The organism is Streptomyces sp. NPDC002446 (assembly GCF_053595675.1).
On the sequence record NZ_JBSFYC010000005.1, the window covers coordinates 60,931 to 78,135 of the forward strand.

Below are 17,205 nucleotides of genomic sequence, written 5' to 3' on the forward strand. Positions count from 1 at the left end.
ACGGGGAAAGACGAGTGAAAATGGCGGTACGCGAGATAGAGCCGGTCCTGCTGAATCTTGACCGGCTGGAGAACCTGGCCGAATCCGGCTACTACAACCCGTACACGATGTTCGACTGGCCCGACGCGATCGAGCCCGACCTGCCGTGGATGAGCGAGAGCCTGACCACGCTGGCGGGCACGCCGATGTGGGACGAGCTGACCCGCGAGCAGCAGATCGCGCTGACCAGGTACGAGGCGATCAACTTCTTCAGCCTCAATATTCACGGAATCCGTGAATTGATGAGCGAAGTCGTGATGCGCATCCACGAGCGAACCTATGCGAACGTCTCGGAGTTCCTGCACCACTTCATCGGTGAGGAAAACGAGCACATGTGGTTCTTCGCGCAGTTCTGCCTGCGCTACGGCGGCAAGCTGTATCCGGCGCAGCCGACGCTGAAGGCCGACTCGGTCGAGCACCTCTCGCCGGTGGCCCGCGAGCTGATCGTCTTCGCGCGCATCCTGATCTTCGAGGAGATCGTCGACTACTACAACGCGCACATGGCGACCGACCAGTCGCTGCCGCCCATCGCCCGCGAGATCAACCGGGTGCACCACCAGGACGAGAGCCGGCATGTCGCGTTCGGCCGGATGATCTTCGTCAATCTGCTCGGCCAGGTGGCCGAGCGCGATCCGGCCGAGGTGCCGGTGGTCGCCGAGTACCTCGAGAACTACCTGCAGTACAGCATCGGCACCCTCTACAACCCGGCCGCCTACCGCGACGCGGGCATCCCGGACGCGCTGGCGCTGCGGCGGCGCGCGCTGGAGCACCCCGCCCGGGCGGAGGCGCACGACCAGGTGCTGAAGCGGACCAGGAAGTTCCTTTCCAAGGCGGGCGTCGGTAGGGAAATCGTCAAATGACCGATCCGATGCAGGCCGTCCAGGAGTTCATCCTGGGCCGCAACCCCAAGCTCGACCAGGTGCCCGTCGAGCTGGACCTGGTCGACAGCCGGGCCATCAACTCGCTGGCCTTCGTGGAGTTCATCTTCCTGCTCGAGGAGCTGACCGGCGAGTCGATCGATCCGGAGGACCTGGACCTGGACGACTTCCGCACCCTCAACGCCATCGAAGCACGATTCTTCCAGCGGAAAGCGGCACGATGACCACAGCGACCGACAACGGCCTGAGCGTTCTCGACGGCGACCAGCTGCGTTTGCTGCGGGCCGTCGACAGCGTGTTCCGGCGCCTCGCCGACGGCTGGGAGGCTCCGGAGTTCCGGTTCCCGTTCCTGATGCGGTGCCAGGACCTCGACAAGTTCGACTACTACGACAACTTCCCGCATCTGGGCCTCGCCGCCACCCGGCTCGATCCGGAACGCGTGGGCACCCTGCTGGCCGAGGCGTCCCGGCCGCTGGACCGGATCCCGACCGAGGTGATGGAGGCGAGCGGGTTCGCACTGCCCTCGGCGGCGTGCTACGCCATCTACGTCGATCTGGCCGGCGCGACACTGCCCGCCGGCGGGACGATGCGGACCACTCTCGGCACGTGCTTCCGCAACGAGAACCACTACGACGGCCTGCAGCGCCTGCTCGGCTTCTCCATGCGGGAGATCGTCTGCATCGGACCCGAGGACGACGCCAAGAACCATCTGCTCCGCGCCAAGGACGCCGTGGTGTCCCTGTGCGCCGAACTCGGGCTGGACCTGCAACTCGAGGTCGCCACCGACCCGTTCTTCGACAAGAACAGCGGTAAGGCGAAGATGCAGCGGCTCTTCCCGGTGAAGGAGGAGTTCGTCGTCAACGGCCTGGCGATCGGCTCGGTCAACTACCACCGGAACTTCTTCGGCGAGCGGTGCGCCATCCAGGCCGGCGACGCCACGGCACACACCAGCTGCCTCGCCTTCGGCCTGGAGCGGTGGGTGCACACCCTGACCGAGCGGTTCGGCAGCGCCGCCGACGCGGTGTCCGCGGTCGAGAGCCTGGGCTGATGCGCGCCACAGTGTCAGGGGTGCTCGGCACGGAGGTGAGCCTGCTGCAGTCGGGCATGGGCGGTGTCGCGGGCGCGGAGCTGGCGTGCGCGGTGTCCAACGCCGGCGCGGCAGGCTGTGCGGGCGGCTACAAGCTGGTGGACGGCGCGCTGTCGGCCATGCTCGGCAGGCTGACCGCGGGTACCGACCGGCCCGTCGGCGTGAACCTGATTCCGGAGGTGGTCGGGCCGGACGAGCTCGACCGCCAGGTGGCGCAGGTGCTCGACGAGACGCCGGACCATGTGTACCTGTCCTTGTTCGGCATGCCCGACGACGCGGTGTTCGAGCGCGTCGTCGCGGCGGGCCGGCGCCTGGTGGTCCAGATCGGGACCGTCGAGGACGGGGTGCACGCGGCCGAGCGGGGCGCCGTGGTGGTGGCACAGGGCATCGAGGCCGGCGGGCATCTCCTCGGTACCTCGCACCGCGACGAACTGGTCGCGGCGCTGCGCGCACGGCTGCCCGGCGCCTGCCTCGTCGCCGCGGGCGGGATCGGCTCGCCGGACGAGGCCGGCCGGGCACTCGCCGCCGGAGCCGACGGCGTACTGCTCGGCACCGCCTTCGTCGTCGCGAACGAATCGCGGGCCCACTCCTCCTTCAAGGCGGCGGTGACCGCCGCTGCCGGGACCGACACCGTGATCACCGATGTCTACGAGATCGGATGGCCGGGCCGGCGGCACCGTGTGCTGGCGACGTCCGTGACCGGCGACCCGGGGCAGGCAAAGAAATTCATCGGCCGCACGGTGGTCGAGGGAAAGCCCTACCTGGTGCCGCGGTTCAGTGCAGCGGTGCCGACCGATGCGACCAGCGGCCGGATCGAGGAGATGGCGATGTACTGCGGGCTGTCCTGCGGTGCCCTTTCCGACGAGAACCCGGCGGCCGATGTCGTTGCCGAGTTCGCGGGTGTCCTCCGGGACGCCGAAGTCATCAAGAACGAGCAAAGGATGGAAAGCGATGTCAGCCGGTGATCTGCAATACCGCGAGGACACGCCGCGAATTCGCACCAGGGAGGGTGTCGAGCTCTACTACGAGTCCAGCGGCGAAGGCACTGCCATCACGGCCCTCAACAACTTCTTCATCACCAGTCCGTTCTGGCGGGAGTACACCGGGGAACTCGCCCAGAACCACCGCGTTCTGAGCTACGACCTGTGCAACCACGGCGCGTCGTCGCGCGTCGAGCACGAGCCGACCTGGGCGGAGCACGCGGCGGATGTGATCGGGCTGCTCGATGCGCTGGAGATCGAGTCGACCTATCTGATCGGCACGTCGGCCTCCACCCAGCTCGCCCGGGACGTGGCGCTGCAGTACCCGGACCGGGTCAGGGGACTGGTGCTGGCGGGCCCGGCCCTCAGCCTGCGGGGCATGCGGCGCCACCGGCAGCTGCAGCGGGCGTGGCTGCTGACGCTGAAGAGCCACGGGGTCGCCGCCCTGTACAACCACATGTACCCCGAGGTGATCAGCGGGGACATGAACGAGGAATCCGGTACGCCGGGCTTCCTGGGGCTGCGGGAGAGCTTCCTGGCGATGAACACCGTGGAGGAGCTCACCAACGGTCTGAATCTCGCCCTGCAGGGTGAGACCAGCCCCGAGCTGCTGTCCCGCATCGACGTGCCCACCCTGGTCGTCCTCGGTGACGACGACATCCTGCTGAGCCCGACGCGCGGACAGGAACTGGCCGATCTCTTCCCGAAGGGGCGCCTCGAACTCATGCCGAAGGCCGGCCATGTGCCGTTCCTCGACGACCCCGAGGGCTTCCAGGCGATCGTCCGCAAGTTCATCGAAGAAGCGGAATCGCATGTCTGACACGGTGGTGGAAGCCGAGGTCCGGCAGCGCATCCGCGAACTGCTGGTCGATCTGTTCGGCGGTGACAGCTTCGTCAGTGGCGTGCCGGACACCGTGTCGCTCCGCGAGGCGGGGGTGCCCTCCACCGCACTGGTGAGTCTGCTGGTGGCGATGGAGGACGCGTTCGGCTTTGAATGGGAGGACGACGTCCAGCCGGAGGTGCTGCGCTCGATCGATTCGCTGGCGGGGCACGTCGTGTCGCTGCGCAACTGAAGGCCGCACGGTGGCTGTTGAGCTGGCGGTTCCCGCGGGAGTCGCACCGCGTACGTCGATGGAGTGGCGCCCGGTGCCCTGGCCCCATGGGCCGGCTCAGCAGTTCGCGGCAGGTCGTCGCGCGGCCGCCGCGGCGCTGGCCGGTGCCGGGTCCGCCGAGCGGATCGTGCCCCGTGAGGCCGGTGGCCGGCCGCGCTTCCCGCGGGGATTCGCCGGTTCGATCTCCCACACCGATCACCTGGCGGTCGCGGTGGTGGTCCCCGGTGCCGAGGCGGTCGGTGTCGACATCGAGACCGCGGTCATCAGTCCTCGCGTGGCCGCATTCGTCCTTCGTGAGCGGGAGCGGCACGAGCTGCTCCCACCGGCCGGGCAGTACACCCCCCGTGAGCTGTTCGCCGCCAAGGAAGCAGCTTTCAAGGCCATGAACGGAAACGGCGCGCTGGGCGAGTTTCTGTTCTGGTGGATCGAACTCAGCCCGTCCGAGGGTGCGTTGATCGCGTCGTACCGCGACGAACCGGTACCGGTGTGGGTTCATTCGGAGGCAGATCTTTCGTTCGCCTTGGCGATACGGAGGTGAAATGTGCGATTCACCTCGAATGGGAGAAGAGAACGCAATGGATCGCGATATTTTCAAGATCGTCGATGAACTTTTCCGTAACCGACTACAGGTACCCGAACTCGACCCCGAAGTCCCGCTGGTGGACTACGGGCTCGATTCCATTCGCTCTATCGATTTGATAGTCGAAATGGAAGGCAAGTTTGATGTGCACATTTCCGACGAGCAGGCAGCTCTGATGCAGACACTGCGTGACGTCGTGGACCAGATCACCGCGTCGCTGACCGCGCGGGCCAGGTAGGGGGACAGTGACCCATGAACGCCGAATCTGGTTTCGCGCGATACGCCCGGCCCGAGTTCGCCAGGCTCTTCCGTGCACTCAATCTGGATGTGATCTACCGAGCCGGCCAGGGTGACCACCTGACCCGGGAAGCGCCGGACGGAGCCGGCCACGCCGACTCCACCGACCAGGTGCTGGACCTGGTCGGTGGTGCGGGTTCGTCGCTGTTCGGGCACAACCACCCGGCGCTGCTGGAAGTGGCACGGCGGTGCTTCGACGAACAGACCCCCTTCAACGCGCAGGCCAGCATCCGTCCCGGAGCGGCCGAGCTGGCGGAGCGGCTGTCCGAGATCGTCGGCGCCACGACCGGTGCGAGCTACGTGGTCACCCTCGGCAGCACCGGCGCGGACGCGGTGGAAGCCGCGGTCAAACACGCCACGGTCGAGCGCCGGCGGCGGCTCGGCGCACTGCAGGAGGATCTCGAACTGGCCCTGCGGCGCGTGCGGCGGGACGGGCTCGCGGACGTCCCCTGCGCGAGCGGGCCCGCGGCCGGGCGCCCCTGCGCGGAGCTGCTGAGCGAGTCCCTCGACCAGATCGCGGAGATGCGGGCGACCGATCCGGTCTTCGTCTCGCTGCGGAACGCGTTCCACGGCAAGACGACCGCCGCCGGCACGCTGACGCACGGCGGGAACGTGCCGGCGGATCTGCACGTACCGGGACCGCGGCACCGGCGGCTGCACGACTGGACGCCGCGGGAAGTGGTGACCGCGCTCGACTCCGAACGCGTTCCGGTCCACTCGGTCAGGGTCGACGCCGCCGGAGTGCCGCACTCCGCCGTACGCCATCTGTCGCCGCTGGCCGCCTGCTTCGTCGAACCCGTCCAGGGCGAGTCCGGGGTGCGCGAGGTTCCGGCCGAGACCCTCGCCGCCCTGCGCGAGCTGGCCGACCGGCACGAGGCGGCGTTGGTGTTCGACGAGATCCAGTGCGGCATGGGACGCACCGGCACCTTCCTGGCCTCCGAGGACTCCGGTGTGGTCGCCGACTACTACCTGTTCTCGAAGTCCCTCGGGGGCGGGCTGGCCAAGATCTCGGCGCTGCTGATCGACGAGAAGCGGTATGTGGCGGAGTTCGGCCGCCACCACACCTCCACCTTCGCCGACGACGACTTCTCGTCGCGGATCGCGACGGCCGCGCTGGACCTCTCCTTCGCCTATCGCGACCGCATCGTCGAGACGGGCACCCTGCTGCGCGAGCGCCTGGCGCAGGTCGCGGCGCGCTGGCCGGACGCCGTCGTCGAGGTGCGGGGACGCGGACTGCTCCTGGGCATCGAATTCGCGCTGCCGCAGCCCGAGTCGGGCCTGCTGCGCGAGGCGATCGACTCCGAGTCGCTCGGCTACCTGATCGCCGGCCGTCTGCTGCACACGCACCGGATCAGGGTCATCCCCACTCTGTCCGCCCCCACGACCGTCCGTGTGCAGCCGTCCGCGCTGCTGGAGCCGGCCGATGTGGACCGCGTCGCCGCCGCGTTCGACGACGTCGCGCGCCTGCTCTCGCACGGTGACTACGCGACCTTGCTGGAGCATCTGACCGTACCGGCGGCCGGCGCGTGGCAGCCGCGACAGCACGTCCCGCTGCCGCGCCGCGACCGGCCGGTACAGCGCAGCGGGAAGCGGGCCGGCGTTCCGCGCGTCGCGTTCCTCGCCAACCTGGACGTCCCGAGCAAACTGTGGTCCATGGCGCCGGAGCTGGCGGACTGGTCGGACGCACAGTGTGCGGCGGCGCTCGACCGGATGTGGGGCGAACTGGACCCGTTCGAGGTCGCCCGGCACCGCATCGCCTCCGAGGCCCAGGGCGAGGTGGAGATCATCATGGTGGCGGCGCCGTTCACCGCCGCCCAGGCCAACACCGCGCTGCGGGCCGGTCAGGGGGCGTGGCTGCGCCGCACGGTGCTCGACGCGGTGGAACTGGGGGTCTCGCTCGGCGCCGAGGTCATCGGCCTCGGGGGCCACACCTCCATCGTCACCAACGCCGCGCGGGACGTGGTGGAGAGCGACATCAGGGTGACGTCGGGCAATTCGCTGACCGCCGCCTGCGCCTACGACCTGCTCCAGCTGAAGCTGGCCGAATCCGGCGTCGACGAACGCCGGGTCGGAATCGTCGGCGGCATCGGCAACATCGGCGCGGTGATGGCCGAACTCATCGCCCCGCACTGCGATTCGATGGTGCTGGTCGGCCGGCCCGGCTCGGCGCGGCGGCTCGCCACGGTCGCCGACCGGCTCTCCCACCTGGTGGACGTCTCGATAGCCGAGGACCTCGACGCGCTGCGGGACTGCCCGATCGTGGTCAGCGCCACCAACTCGGCGGACCCGGTGATCCTGCCGCACCACCTCTCCGGTGACCGGAAGGTCCTCGTCTGTGATCTCGCGGTCCCCGGCGACGTCCACCCAGCGGTGGCCGGCGTGTCCAACGTCGATCTGGTGTCCGGCGGTCGCATCCAGCTGCCGGGCGCGCAGACTCCGCACTTCCCGGGCATCACGCTGCCGCCGGGAATTCTGTACTCCTGCATGGCCGAAACCATCCTGCTCGGCCTGGAGCCCGAGACGCCGAGCCCGTCCTACGGCGGCCTCTCCTCGGCAGGTGTGCTGGCCGCCCGGGATCTGGCCGTCCGCCACGGGCTGCACCCCGCCCGCATCGTCTCTGACGACGTCTCGGTACAGCCGTGGATCGTCGATCAGCTCAGCAGCGCTATCGAGGAGAACATCGGATGACCGCACTTCGCCCGCGTTTCCCGAGTATTTTGCACGCACTGTTCGCCGAGGCGGAGCGCGGCTCCGACGCCTCGGGGGTGACGCTGATACCGGAGCCCGGCAAAGAGGAGACGCTGCGTTACGACGCGCTCGTCGAGACCGCCGCGCGCTGTGCGGCAGCCCTGGCGGAGTACGGCGTCGGCCACGGTGACCGGGTGTTGCTCTGCCTGCCGACGGGCGCGCAGTTCCTCACCTCCTTCTTCGGAACCCAGCTGCTCGGCGCCATGCCGACGGCGATCGCCGTACCCGTCCGCTTCGGGGGTGCCGCCGGGTTCGAGGGCCAGCTGAAGGACCTCGTGGGATATCTGCGGCCGGCCGCCGTCGTCACCACGGCAGCGGTGATCGGGGCGCTCCCCGATCTCGGCGACACCCATCTGATCGACGGTGCCGAGCTCCACGCACGCGCCACCGCCAGTGACGCGCCGGCGCACCCCCTTCGCCTGCCGGGCACCGACGACCTGGCGGTGATCCAGTGCACGTCCGGTTCGACGGGCACGCCCAAGGGCGTCATGATCTCGCACGCCAACCTGGCCGCCAACTGCGAACAGTTCGTCGGTGCCCTCGGCTGGACGCGCACGGACACGACGGTCAGCTGGGCGCCCCTCTACCACGACATGGGTCTGATCACGGGGATCCTGTGCCCGGTCTACGCCGGCGGGAGCACGGTGCTCATGCCGCCCACCCGCTTCCTGCGCGCACCGGCCGAGTGGCTGCGGCACATCAGCACCTACCGCGGCGCGGTCTCGGCCGCGCCGAACTTCGCCTACGGCTATGTCACCGCCCGGGTACGCGACGAGGAACTCGACGGCGTGGACCTGTCGAGCTGGCGCGTGGCGCTCTGCGGAGCCGAACCCATCCGGCCCGCCACCGTGCAGCGCTTCGTCGACCGCTTCGTCCGATGGGGCCTGCCGTCCCATGCGCTCACACCCGCCTACGGGATGGCCGAGGCCTCACTGGTCATCACCTCCACACGGCCGGACGCGCCGCTGGTGTCCGACTCCATCGACCGGCAGACCGCCGTCGCCGACGCACGGGTGACCGATGTCGACCCGCACAGCACGGACGCGCTGCAGATCGTCGACTGCGGTGAGCCGGTGGCCGACACGGAGGTGCGCATCGTGGACGGCGACGGCCACGTTCTGGGGGAGAACCAGATCGGCCATGTCCAGTTCCGCAGCCCCTCGCGCACGGTGGGATACTTCAACCTCCCGCAGGAGACCGCCGCGGCGATCGACGCACCGGACTGGTGGCGGACCGGCGACGTCGGCTATCTGCGCGACGGCGGCCTGCGGATCACCGGCCGGGCCAAGGACCTGATCATCATCCGCGGTGCCAACTACTTCCCGTCGGACTTCGAGCAGGCCGCGGAGACCGTGCCCGGTGTGCGCCTGGGCGCCGTCGTCGCGGTTGGACACCGGCCGGAGAACGGCGACTCCGAGGAACTCCACATGGTCGTCGAGACGGAGCTGGAGAGCGAGCAGCACGCGCCGCTGCGCCAGGCCGTCCGCGCCGCGGTCAGCTCCCGGACCGGCGTGCCCGTCGCCGAGGTCCACCTGGTTCCGAAGCGGAGCATCCCCAAGACGACCAGCGGGAAGCTCCAGCGGGCCAGGACCCGCGAGTTGTTCGTCGCGCGGGCCGGACTCGGCGAGCTCGCCGGGCGTGACGGCTCCTGACCGCCTTGAGGCTCCGCTGGGACGGGGCGGCCTTCGCGGGTCGCCCCGTACCACCGGAGCCCCGGCGCAGGTGACCCCCCGAACGCAGCCCGGAACCCGAGGCGGTGCTGCGCATGACACAGTGGGCGGCATGACGGTCGAGGAGCTGACGAGCCTGCTGGCCTCCGTACGCCGGGCGCAGATCGGCGGCCGCCGCGCCCCGCACAAGCCACTGCTCCTGCTCTGGTTGCTCGGCCGGTTCTCCGCCGCCGGCAGCACGGCCGTCGCGTACGAGGAGGCCGAGGAACCCGTCAGCCGCCTGATCAACGACTTCGGGCCCGCGATGGCCGACCCGAGGCGGGCGCGCGAGCGGGCCGCCATGCCGTTCGTCCACCTGGAGCGGGAACTGTGGGAGCTGCGCGACGCGCACGGCGCTCCCCTCGCCCCCGACACCCCGGAGCGGGGGAGCCTGCTGCGGCGGCGCGGCGCCCACGGCCGTCTGCATCCGCACATCGAACAGCTCCTGGCCGCCCCGGCGACCCTCGCGGCCGCGGCCCGCCTCCTCCTCGACCAGCACTTCACCCCGGCCCTGGAAGGGCCCGTCTGCGCGGCGGTCGGCCTGGACCTCACCGCCGTCGAGGACGCCGCCGGCCGGCCGGCGGCCCGAAAGCGGCGGGCGGCACGCCGCGCGGGGTTCGCCGAGGAGGTCCTGCACGCCTACGCCTTCGCCTGTGCGATGTGCGGCTTCGACGGCGCGCTCGGACGCAACCCCGTCGGCCTCGAAGCGGCCCATGTCCGCTGGCACAGCCAGGACGGCCCGGACGAGGTCGCCAACGGGCTGGCGCTGTGCGCACTGCACCACACCCTCTTCGACCTCGGCGTACTCGGCCTCACCGCCGGCCTGCGCATCCAGGTCTCCCAGCGGTACGTGGCCCGGAGCCCGGCCGGACAAGCCATAGACGCGCTCCACGACCGCCCGCTCGCGACGCCCCGTCCCGGACACCCGTCCCCCGGCCCGGACTTCGTCCTCTGGCACGGCCGCCAGGTCTTCAAACGCCCCGCTCAGCTCGCCGCATAGCCCCGCCGCCCCGCGCATCCAGATTCCCTCCAGGCCACGCGTGCGAAGCTGCCTTGCTGCGGGCCTGGAATGTGATCTTCGTGGGGAAAGAGAGGCGCAGCGATATGCGTGTCGAGGAGTATGTGGCCGAGCTCACCGCCCTCGGTGTCACGTTGTACGAGGAGGACGGACGGCTGGGGTACCGGGCTCCGAAGGGGGCCCTCACTCCGGAGCGCCTGGCCTGGCTGCGGGACCACAAGGGCGAGGTGCTCGCCCACCTCAAGGAGGGGGAGCTCGGCCCCGGCCTGGTGCCCGAACCCGGCGCGCGCCACGAGCCGTTCCCGCTCACCGACGTCCAGGCGGCGTATCTGCTGGGCCGCAGCGACGCGTTCGACTACGGGGGCGTGGCCTGCCACGGCTACCTGGAGATCGAGCTGCCCGGCGGCGCCGAGGAGACCGTCGAGGACGCCTGGAACCAGCTGATCCAGCGGCACGACATGCTGCGCGCCGTGGTCTCCGCGGAGGGCCACCAGCGGGTGCTGCCCGAAGTGCCGCGGTACGCGATCCGTACGCAGGACCTCAGCGGCCGCTCCGTCGAGGAGGAGCGGCGCGCCGTCGAGGAGGTCCGCGACGCGATGTCGCACCAGGTGCGGCCGACCGACCAGTGGCCGCTGTTCGAGCTGCGGACGACCCGCGTCGGGGCGAAGCTGCTGCTGCACATCGCCATCGACCTGCTGATCTGCGACTACAGCAGCATCCGCATGCTGCTCGCCGAACTGCACGAGCTGTGCAGCGGGTCCGCTCCGGCGAACGCCCCTCGGCTGACCTTCCGCGACTACGTCCTCGCGGCCCGCGGCGCCCGTGACGGCAGCCGCTACCAGCGCGACCGGGACTACTGGTGGGACCGGATCGACTCCCTGCCGCCCGCCCCCGAACTGCCCCTGCGCACCGACGCGGTCGACGCCCCGCCCCGCTTCCGGCGGCACGGGACGCGGCTGACCCCGCAGCAGTGGAAGGCCCTCGACCAGCGGGCGGCCGCGGCGGGCGTGACCGCATCGGGCGCCCTGCTCCAGTCGTTCGCCGAGGTGCTCGGGCGGTGGAGCCGCTCGCCGCGGTTCACGCTCAGCCTCACCGTCCAGAACCGGCTGCCGCTGCACCCGGAGGTCGACCGCCTCATCGGCGACTTCAGCTCCACCAGCCTGCTCGCCGTCGACCTCACCGAGGGCGTCACGCTCCTCGAACGCACCCGCGCTGCGCAGGCCCGCCTCTGGGAGGACATGGACCACGGGCTCTGCTCCGGCGTCGAGGTCCTGCGCGAGATCGCCCGGCGCCGGGGCCGTGCCGATGCGCTGATGCCGGTCACCTTCACCAGCGTGGTCAGCGGCGCCGCCGGCGGTGACGCGCCGTCCCTGATGCCGGGCGGTGAGCTGGTGTACGGCATCACCCAGACGCCGCAGGTGTGGATCGACTGCCAGATCATGGAGGACGGCGGCGGACTCCTGGTCCACTGGGACGTACGCGAGGGGCTGTTCCCCGACGGGGTGGTCGAGGACATGTTCGGCGCGTTCTGCGAGCTGGTGCGGCATCTGGCCGAGGGCGGCGCCGGGTGGGAGGCCACCGACCCGGTGGAGCTGCCGCGGGCCCAGCGCGAGCGGCTGGCGCGGGTCAACGCGACACAGGCCCCGCGCTCCCTGGAGCCGCTGCACGCCGAGGTCGTGGCGCAGGCCCGGCGCACCCCGGACCGCACGGCGGTCATCACACCCGAACGCCGCCTGGACTACGCCGAGTTACTCGGCAGGGCCGGGGCGGTGGCCGCGGCCCTCACCGACGCGGGCGTGACGCGGGGCGAGCGCGTCGGCATCGTCATGGACAAGGGGTGGGAACAGGTCGTCGCCGTGCTCGGCGTCCTCCTCGCGGGCGGCGCGTATCTGCCGGTCGACACCACGCAGCCCGCCCTGCGCAGGGACGCGGTGCTCGCGGACGCCGGGGTGCGGCAGGTGCTCACCCAGTCGTGGCTGGCGCCGGGGCTCGCACTTGCGGCCGGTACGGGGACCGTCGTCGTGGACGCGCTGCCCCCGGCCGCCGCTCTTCCGGCGACCGCGGCGGGCGACCCCGACGATCTGGCCTACGTCATCTACACCTCCGGCTCCACCGGGACCCCCAAGGGCGTGATGATCAGTCACGCCGCGGCACGGAACACCGTGGACGACGTCAACGCCCGCTTCGGGGTGGGCGCCGACGACCGGGTGCTCGGCCTCGCCCAGCTCGGCTTCGACCTCTCCGTCTACGACGTCTTCGGCCCCCTCGCGGTCGGCGGCGCCCTGGTCCTGCCCGATGCCGGGCGGCGCGGTGACCCCACGCACTGGGCCGCCCTCATCGAGCAGCACGGCGTGACCGTGTGGAACTCGGTGCCCGCCCAGATGCAGATGCTGCAGGAGTACCTGCGGACCCAGCCCGCGCTCGACGCCGGCCGGCTGCGGCTGGCGCTGCTGTCCGGCGACTGGATCCCCGTGACGCTGCCGGACGCGGTGCGGCAGCGGGTGCCGGGGCTGCAGGTGGTCAGCCTCGGGGGCGCCACGGAGGCGGCGATCTGGTCGATCCACCACCGCGTCACCACCGTCGACCCCGCCCTGGGCAGCATCCCGTACGGCAGACCGCTGGCCAACCAGACCTTCCGCGTCCTGGACACCCTCATGCGGGACTGCCCGGAGCAGGTGACGGGCGAGCTGTACATCGGCGGCGCCGGCCTGGCCCTCGGCTATCTCGGCGACGAGGCCCGCACCGAGGAACGCTTCGTCAAGCATCCGCACAGCGGTGAACGGCTCTACCGCACCGGCGACATGGGGCGCCGGATGGCCGACGGGGAGATCGAGTTCCTCGGCCGCGCCGACGGCCAGGTGAAGCTGAACGGCCACCGCGTGGAGCTCGCCGAGGTGGAGGCGGTCCTCCAGGGGCATGACGCGGTGCACCTGGCCGCGGCGGTGGTGCGCGGCGAAGGCCCGAGCCGCAAGCTGGTGGCCTTCGCGGAGACCGCACGCACCGAACGCCCCCCTCTCGACACCGGATTCGCGGCGGCCGCCCGGCACCGGGCCGCCGCCGAGGCACGCTTCGACGAGGCGGCGCAGGGGACGGACGTCCGCGCGATGAGCGAGGCCCTCGACGAGTCCGCCCTCCAGGCGATGGCCCTGCTCCTGCGCGGCAGCGGCCTGTTCGCGGCGGCCGGGGACCGGCACACCGCCGAGGAGATCACCGCCGCCTGCGGTGCCGCCCCCGAGAACCACTACCTCGTACGACGATGGCTGAGCGCGCTGGTGACGGCGGGCCGGATCACCCATGACCCGGACAGCGACGCGTACCGCGGCCTGGCGCCGGTGAGCGACGAGGACCGCGCGGCCGTGCGCGAGCGCGTCGACACCCTGGAGCCCCGCGTCGGATGGGGCGCGGAGCTGGTGCGCTTCCACCGCGACTGCGAGGAGAACCTGGGGAGGCTGCTGAGCGGCGAACTCCCGCTCAAGGACCTGCTGTTCCCCGAGGGACGGCTGGAGACCGCCGCGGCCGCCTACCGCGACAACCTGATCAGCCGGTACAACAACGCCGCCGTCATCGAGGTCGTCCGCGGGATCGCCCAGGCGCACCAGGGCCGTGGACCGCTGCGGATCCTGGAGATCGGGGCCGGGGTCGGCGGGACCAGCGCCGCGCTGATACCGGCGCTCGCGGACCTCTTCGTCGACTACCACTTCACGGACCTGTCGCACTTCTTCCTCAACGAGGCCCAGGAGGCCTACCAGGACTGCCCGTGGGTGCGCTACGGCCTCTTCGACCTCAACGCGGACCACCGGGCCCAGGGATTCCCGCCCAACTCGGCGGACGTCATCCTCGCCGCGAACGTCCTGCACAACGCCGTCAACGCCGACGAGATGCTCCGGCGCCTCGGCGAACTGGCCGCGCCGGGCGGCTGGTTGGTCTTCGTCGACGCCACCCGCGACACCTGGCGCGGTATGACGTCCATGGAGTTCAACGACGGGCTCACCGGCTTCACCGACGAGCGTGCGGAGAGCGGCGCCACCTTCTTCACCCGGCGGCAGTGGCTGGACCTGCTGCGCGAGGCCGGTGCCGAGACGGCGGTGTGCCTGCCCGAGGAGGGCAGCGCGCTCGCGGAGATCGGGCAGCAGGTCTTCGCGGCCCGGTTCAAGGCCGACCGTGTCGGCGTCACCCCCGACGAGCTGCAGGCCCATCTCGCCGAGCGGCTGCCCGGGTACATGATCCCGGCGGAGCTGCAGCTGGTCGATCACCTTCCGCTGACCGGCAACGGCAAGGTGGACCGCGGACGGCTCGCCGAGTGGACCGGCGCGGCGGCGGCAGAGGGCCACCAGGACGGCGGGGCCGCGCCCGCCGACGAGCTGGAGCGCGCCCTGGCCGGCCTGTGGTCCGAGGTGCTGCATGTGCCCGCCGTCGGCCGGGACGCCAACTTCTTCAATCTGGGCGGGGATTCCCTGCTGGTCGCCCAGCTGGTGGGCCGGATGCGCGAGCGGGTGCCGCAGGCGGGCGGGATGAGCTGGGACGACCTGCTGCGCTCCGTGCTGAACCGGCCGACCGTCGCGGCACTGGCCGCGCAGCTGCGCTCGGCCGGTGCCCAGGGCGGCGCGGGAGGCCTCGGCGCGGCTTCGCCGCTGGTGGAGATCGACGCGGGTCCCGGCGGAGCGGACGGCGCCGCGACGCTGGTCCTGGTGCACGACGGCACCGGCACGGTCGGCCCGTACCGGGCGCTGATCCGGGAACTCGCCGGCAAGGTGCCGATCGCCGGACTCGTCGTCGACGACCTGGACGCCTATCTGGACGCCGACCCCGAAACGGTGATCGGCGCGCTCGCCGACCGCTACGCCGAGACCCTGCTGGCCCACGGCCACACCAGGGTCCATCTCGTCGGCTACTGCATGGGCGGGCTGCTCGTCACCGAACTGGCCGACCGGATGGCCGCGGCCGGCGGCGAGGTGACCGAGGTGTCGATCATCAGCAGCTACCGGGTGCCCTACCTCGTCGAGGACGACCTGCTGGCCGAGTACATCTTCGCCCGCATGATGCGGGCCGACACCGTCGCACTCGGCTACCCCCAGGACGAGTCGGCGACCCGGGCGCTGGTCACCGCGGTCACGGCCGAGTACGGCGACCGGGTGCCGCAGGGCAGCCTGACCGGGCCGTCGCCCGACGTGCTCGGCGCGAAGGGGACGGCGGCGCTGCGGGCCTTCGAGGCGCTGGCCGCCCGGACCCAGGAGGAACGGCTGCGGGCCATCGGCGCCGCCATGCCCCAGGAGGACGCCCAGCTGAGCTCGCCCGAGCGGCTGGCCCGCGTCTTCCGGGCCGTCAAGCACAGCCTGGTCGCCGTGGCCACGCACCGGGCGACGCCGTACACGGGTCAGGCCACGCTGGTCCGCCAGGTCGGCGAGGCGGAGATCTTCCCCGGGATGCACCGCGACATGGGGGTGTACTGGCAGCAGGTGTGCACCGGCGGGCTGCGCCTCGTCGACGTGCCCGGCGACCACTTCACCTGCGTGCGGCCCCCGCACGCCGCGTCGGTAGCGGCGCTCCTCACCACGGGCGGGGCAGCGGAGCCGGCGGCCGTGGCCGAGGTCCGGGAGGGGCGCGGATGAGGGCGGGGCAAGCGCCGCTGATCGGCATCATCGGAGGCTATGGCGCGGTGGGCGCCGCCGCCGCGCGCCGGCTCGCGGCCGAGGGACGGTTCCGGCTGCGCGTCGGCGGGCGGAACCCCGACGCCGCGCGGGCCTGCGCCGCCGGACTCGGGGCGGCGGCGCACGCCGTGGCGGTCGACGCGGAGGACGACGGCAGCCTGGCGGCCTTCAGCCGGGGCTGCCGCACCGTGCTCAACTGCTCGGGCCCCGCCTACCTCCTGCTCGACCGGGCACGGCGCGCGGCGCTGGCCGAGGGCGCCGACTACGTCGACGTCATGGACGACGGCAGCGCGCCCGGCCCGGTGGAGGGGCGCACGGTCGTCCTGTCGGCGGGCCTGGCGCCGGGGCTGTCCGGCCTGCTGCCCGGGCTTCTGGCGCAGGGGACCAGCGGCGGCCGGTTCACCGGCTGCTATGCGGGACTCGGAGTCTTCACCCGCACCGGAGCCATCGACTATCTGCTGAGCATGGAGCGCGACTACGGCACGCCGCTGGCCGAGTGGCGCGGCCGCGTGGTGCCGAGGGCGCTCCGGGTCGAGGAGGACTTCCGGCTGCCCGGAGTGGTGCGGCCGCTCGTCGCGTATCCCTATCTGACGGCGGAGACGGCGGGCCGGGCGCGGGCCCTGCGCCTCGACGCGGCCCGGTGGTACAACGCCTTCGACGGACATGCGCTGCTCGACGTGTTGAACCGGTCCCGGGCGGCAGGGCCCGCGGGGCGGCATCTGGAGGCCAGGGCGGCGGAGCTGGTCGCGGCGAGCGCCCTGGACGTGGCGGGCCGTACGCCGTACCACCTGGTGTGGGGAGCGCTGGAGGCCCGGGACCACGAGGGCACGCCGGTGCGGCGCACCGCCGTGGTGCGCGCCGTGGACGGTTCGGAACTGACCGGTCTGGTGGGGGCGTTCGCCGCCGCGGCCGTCTGTGACGGCCGGCTGCCGCACGGGGTGCACCAGGCCTCGGCGGTGCTCGACCCGAGGGCGGTGGTCCAGTGGCTGAGCGGGAGCGCGGCCGGGGTGACGGTCACCGAGACGGAGGTGGTCACCGGGGCCGGCACCGGGAGCCCGGCCGCGGCGGAGGCGGTGGAGGAGGGCGTGCTCTGAGGTGTCCGTGCCCTG

Annotated in this window: 13 protein-coding genes; all 13 read left to right on the plus strand. The window is 71.7% G+C overall.

What is annotated here, in order from left to right; genetic code table 11:
* Positions 1-20: 20 nt before the first annotated feature.
* The 13 genes from ACWD6P_RS04930 to ACWD6P_RS04990 all read left to right on the plus strand — a co-directional run bounded on the left by ACWD6P_RS04930 (position 21) and on the right by ACWD6P_RS04990 (position 17,190).
* Complete coding sequence (locus ACWD6P_RS04930; protein ID WP_451442603.1) at positions 21-899, plus strand: diiron oxygenase; 879 nt, start codon at positions 21-23, stop codon at positions 897-899.
* Positions 896-1,141 (plus strand): acyl carrier protein, encoded by a 246-nt coding sequence (locus ACWD6P_RS04935; protein ID WP_451442604.1) that lies wholly within the window; start codon positions 896-898, stop codon positions 1,139-1,141. Before ACWD6P_RS04930 ends, ACWD6P_RS04935 begins: the two co-directional genes overlap by 4 nt.
* The gene (locus ACWD6P_RS04940; RefSeq protein WP_451442605.1) at positions 1,138-1,965 is read left to right on the plus strand and encodes a hypothetical protein; all 828 of its coding nucleotides are present in this window, start codon (positions 1,138-1,140) and stop codon (positions 1,963-1,965) included. The genes ACWD6P_RS04935 and ACWD6P_RS04940 overlap by 4 nt, the downstream gene beginning before the upstream one ends.
* Entirely contained in the window at positions 1,965-2,969 is a 1,005-nt protein-coding gene (locus ACWD6P_RS04945) for an NAD(P)H-dependent flavin oxidoreductase (protein WP_451442606.1), read from the plus strand. Before ACWD6P_RS04940 ends, ACWD6P_RS04945 begins: the two co-directional genes overlap by 1 nt.
* Complete coding sequence (locus ACWD6P_RS04950) at positions 2,956-3,804, plus strand: alpha/beta fold hydrolase (protein ID WP_451442607.1); 849 nt, start codon at positions 2,956-2,958, stop codon at positions 3,802-3,804. The genes ACWD6P_RS04945 and ACWD6P_RS04950 overlap by 14 nt, the downstream gene beginning before the upstream one ends.
* Positions 3,797-4,057, plus strand: coding sequence for a hypothetical protein (locus ACWD6P_RS04955; RefSeq protein WP_451442608.1), 261 nt, complete (start codon positions 3,797-3,799; stop codon positions 4,055-4,057). The genes ACWD6P_RS04950 and ACWD6P_RS04955 overlap by 8 nt, the downstream gene beginning before the upstream one ends.
* Before the next feature lie 73 nt (positions 4,058-4,130).
* A complete protein-coding gene (locus tag ACWD6P_RS04960) occupies positions 4,131-4,634 on the plus strand; it encodes a 4'-phosphopantetheinyl transferase superfamily protein (protein WP_451442609.1) in 504 nt (167 codons plus the stop codon).
* A 37-nt stretch (positions 4,635-4,671) separates the two neighbouring features.
* A complete protein-coding gene (locus ACWD6P_RS04965; RefSeq protein WP_451442610.1) occupies positions 4,672-4,914 on the plus strand; it encodes an acyl carrier protein in 243 nt (80 codons plus the stop codon).
* Between the two features lie 14 nt (positions 4,915-4,928).
* Positions 4,929-7,661 carry an aminotransferase class III-fold pyridoxal phosphate-dependent enzyme gene (locus ACWD6P_RS04970; RefSeq protein ID WP_451442611.1) on the plus strand — a complete coding sequence of 911 codons (2,733 nt, stop codon included), beginning with the start codon at positions 4,929-4,931 and terminating at the stop codon, positions 7,659-7,661.
* On the plus strand, positions 7,658-9,373 hold the full coding sequence (locus ACWD6P_RS04975) for a fatty acyl-AMP ligase (protein WP_451442612.1): 1,716 nt from the start codon (positions 7,658-7,660) through the stop codon (positions 9,371-9,373). Before ACWD6P_RS04970 ends, ACWD6P_RS04975 begins: the two co-directional genes overlap by 4 nt.
* 130 nt (positions 9,374-9,503) lie before the next feature.
* Positions 9,504-10,430, plus strand: coding sequence for a phosphorothioated DNA-binding restriction endonuclease (locus ACWD6P_RS04980; RefSeq protein WP_451442613.1), 927 nt, complete (start codon positions 9,504-9,506; stop codon positions 10,428-10,430).
* A 104-nt stretch (positions 10,431-10,534) separates the two neighbouring features.
* On the plus strand, positions 10,535-16,057 hold the full coding sequence (locus ACWD6P_RS04985; RefSeq protein WP_451442614.1) for an amino acid adenylation domain-containing protein: 5,523 nt from the start codon (positions 10,535-10,537) through the stop codon (positions 16,055-16,057).
* Positions 16,054-17,190: a saccharopine dehydrogenase NADP-binding domain-containing protein gene (locus ACWD6P_RS04990; protein ID WP_451442615.1), complete on the plus strand. Its 1,137-nt coding sequence runs from the start codon at positions 16,054-16,056 to the stop codon at positions 17,188-17,190. The genes ACWD6P_RS04985 and ACWD6P_RS04990 overlap by 4 nt, the downstream gene beginning before the upstream one ends.
* Positions 17,191-17,205: the final 15 nt, after the last annotated feature.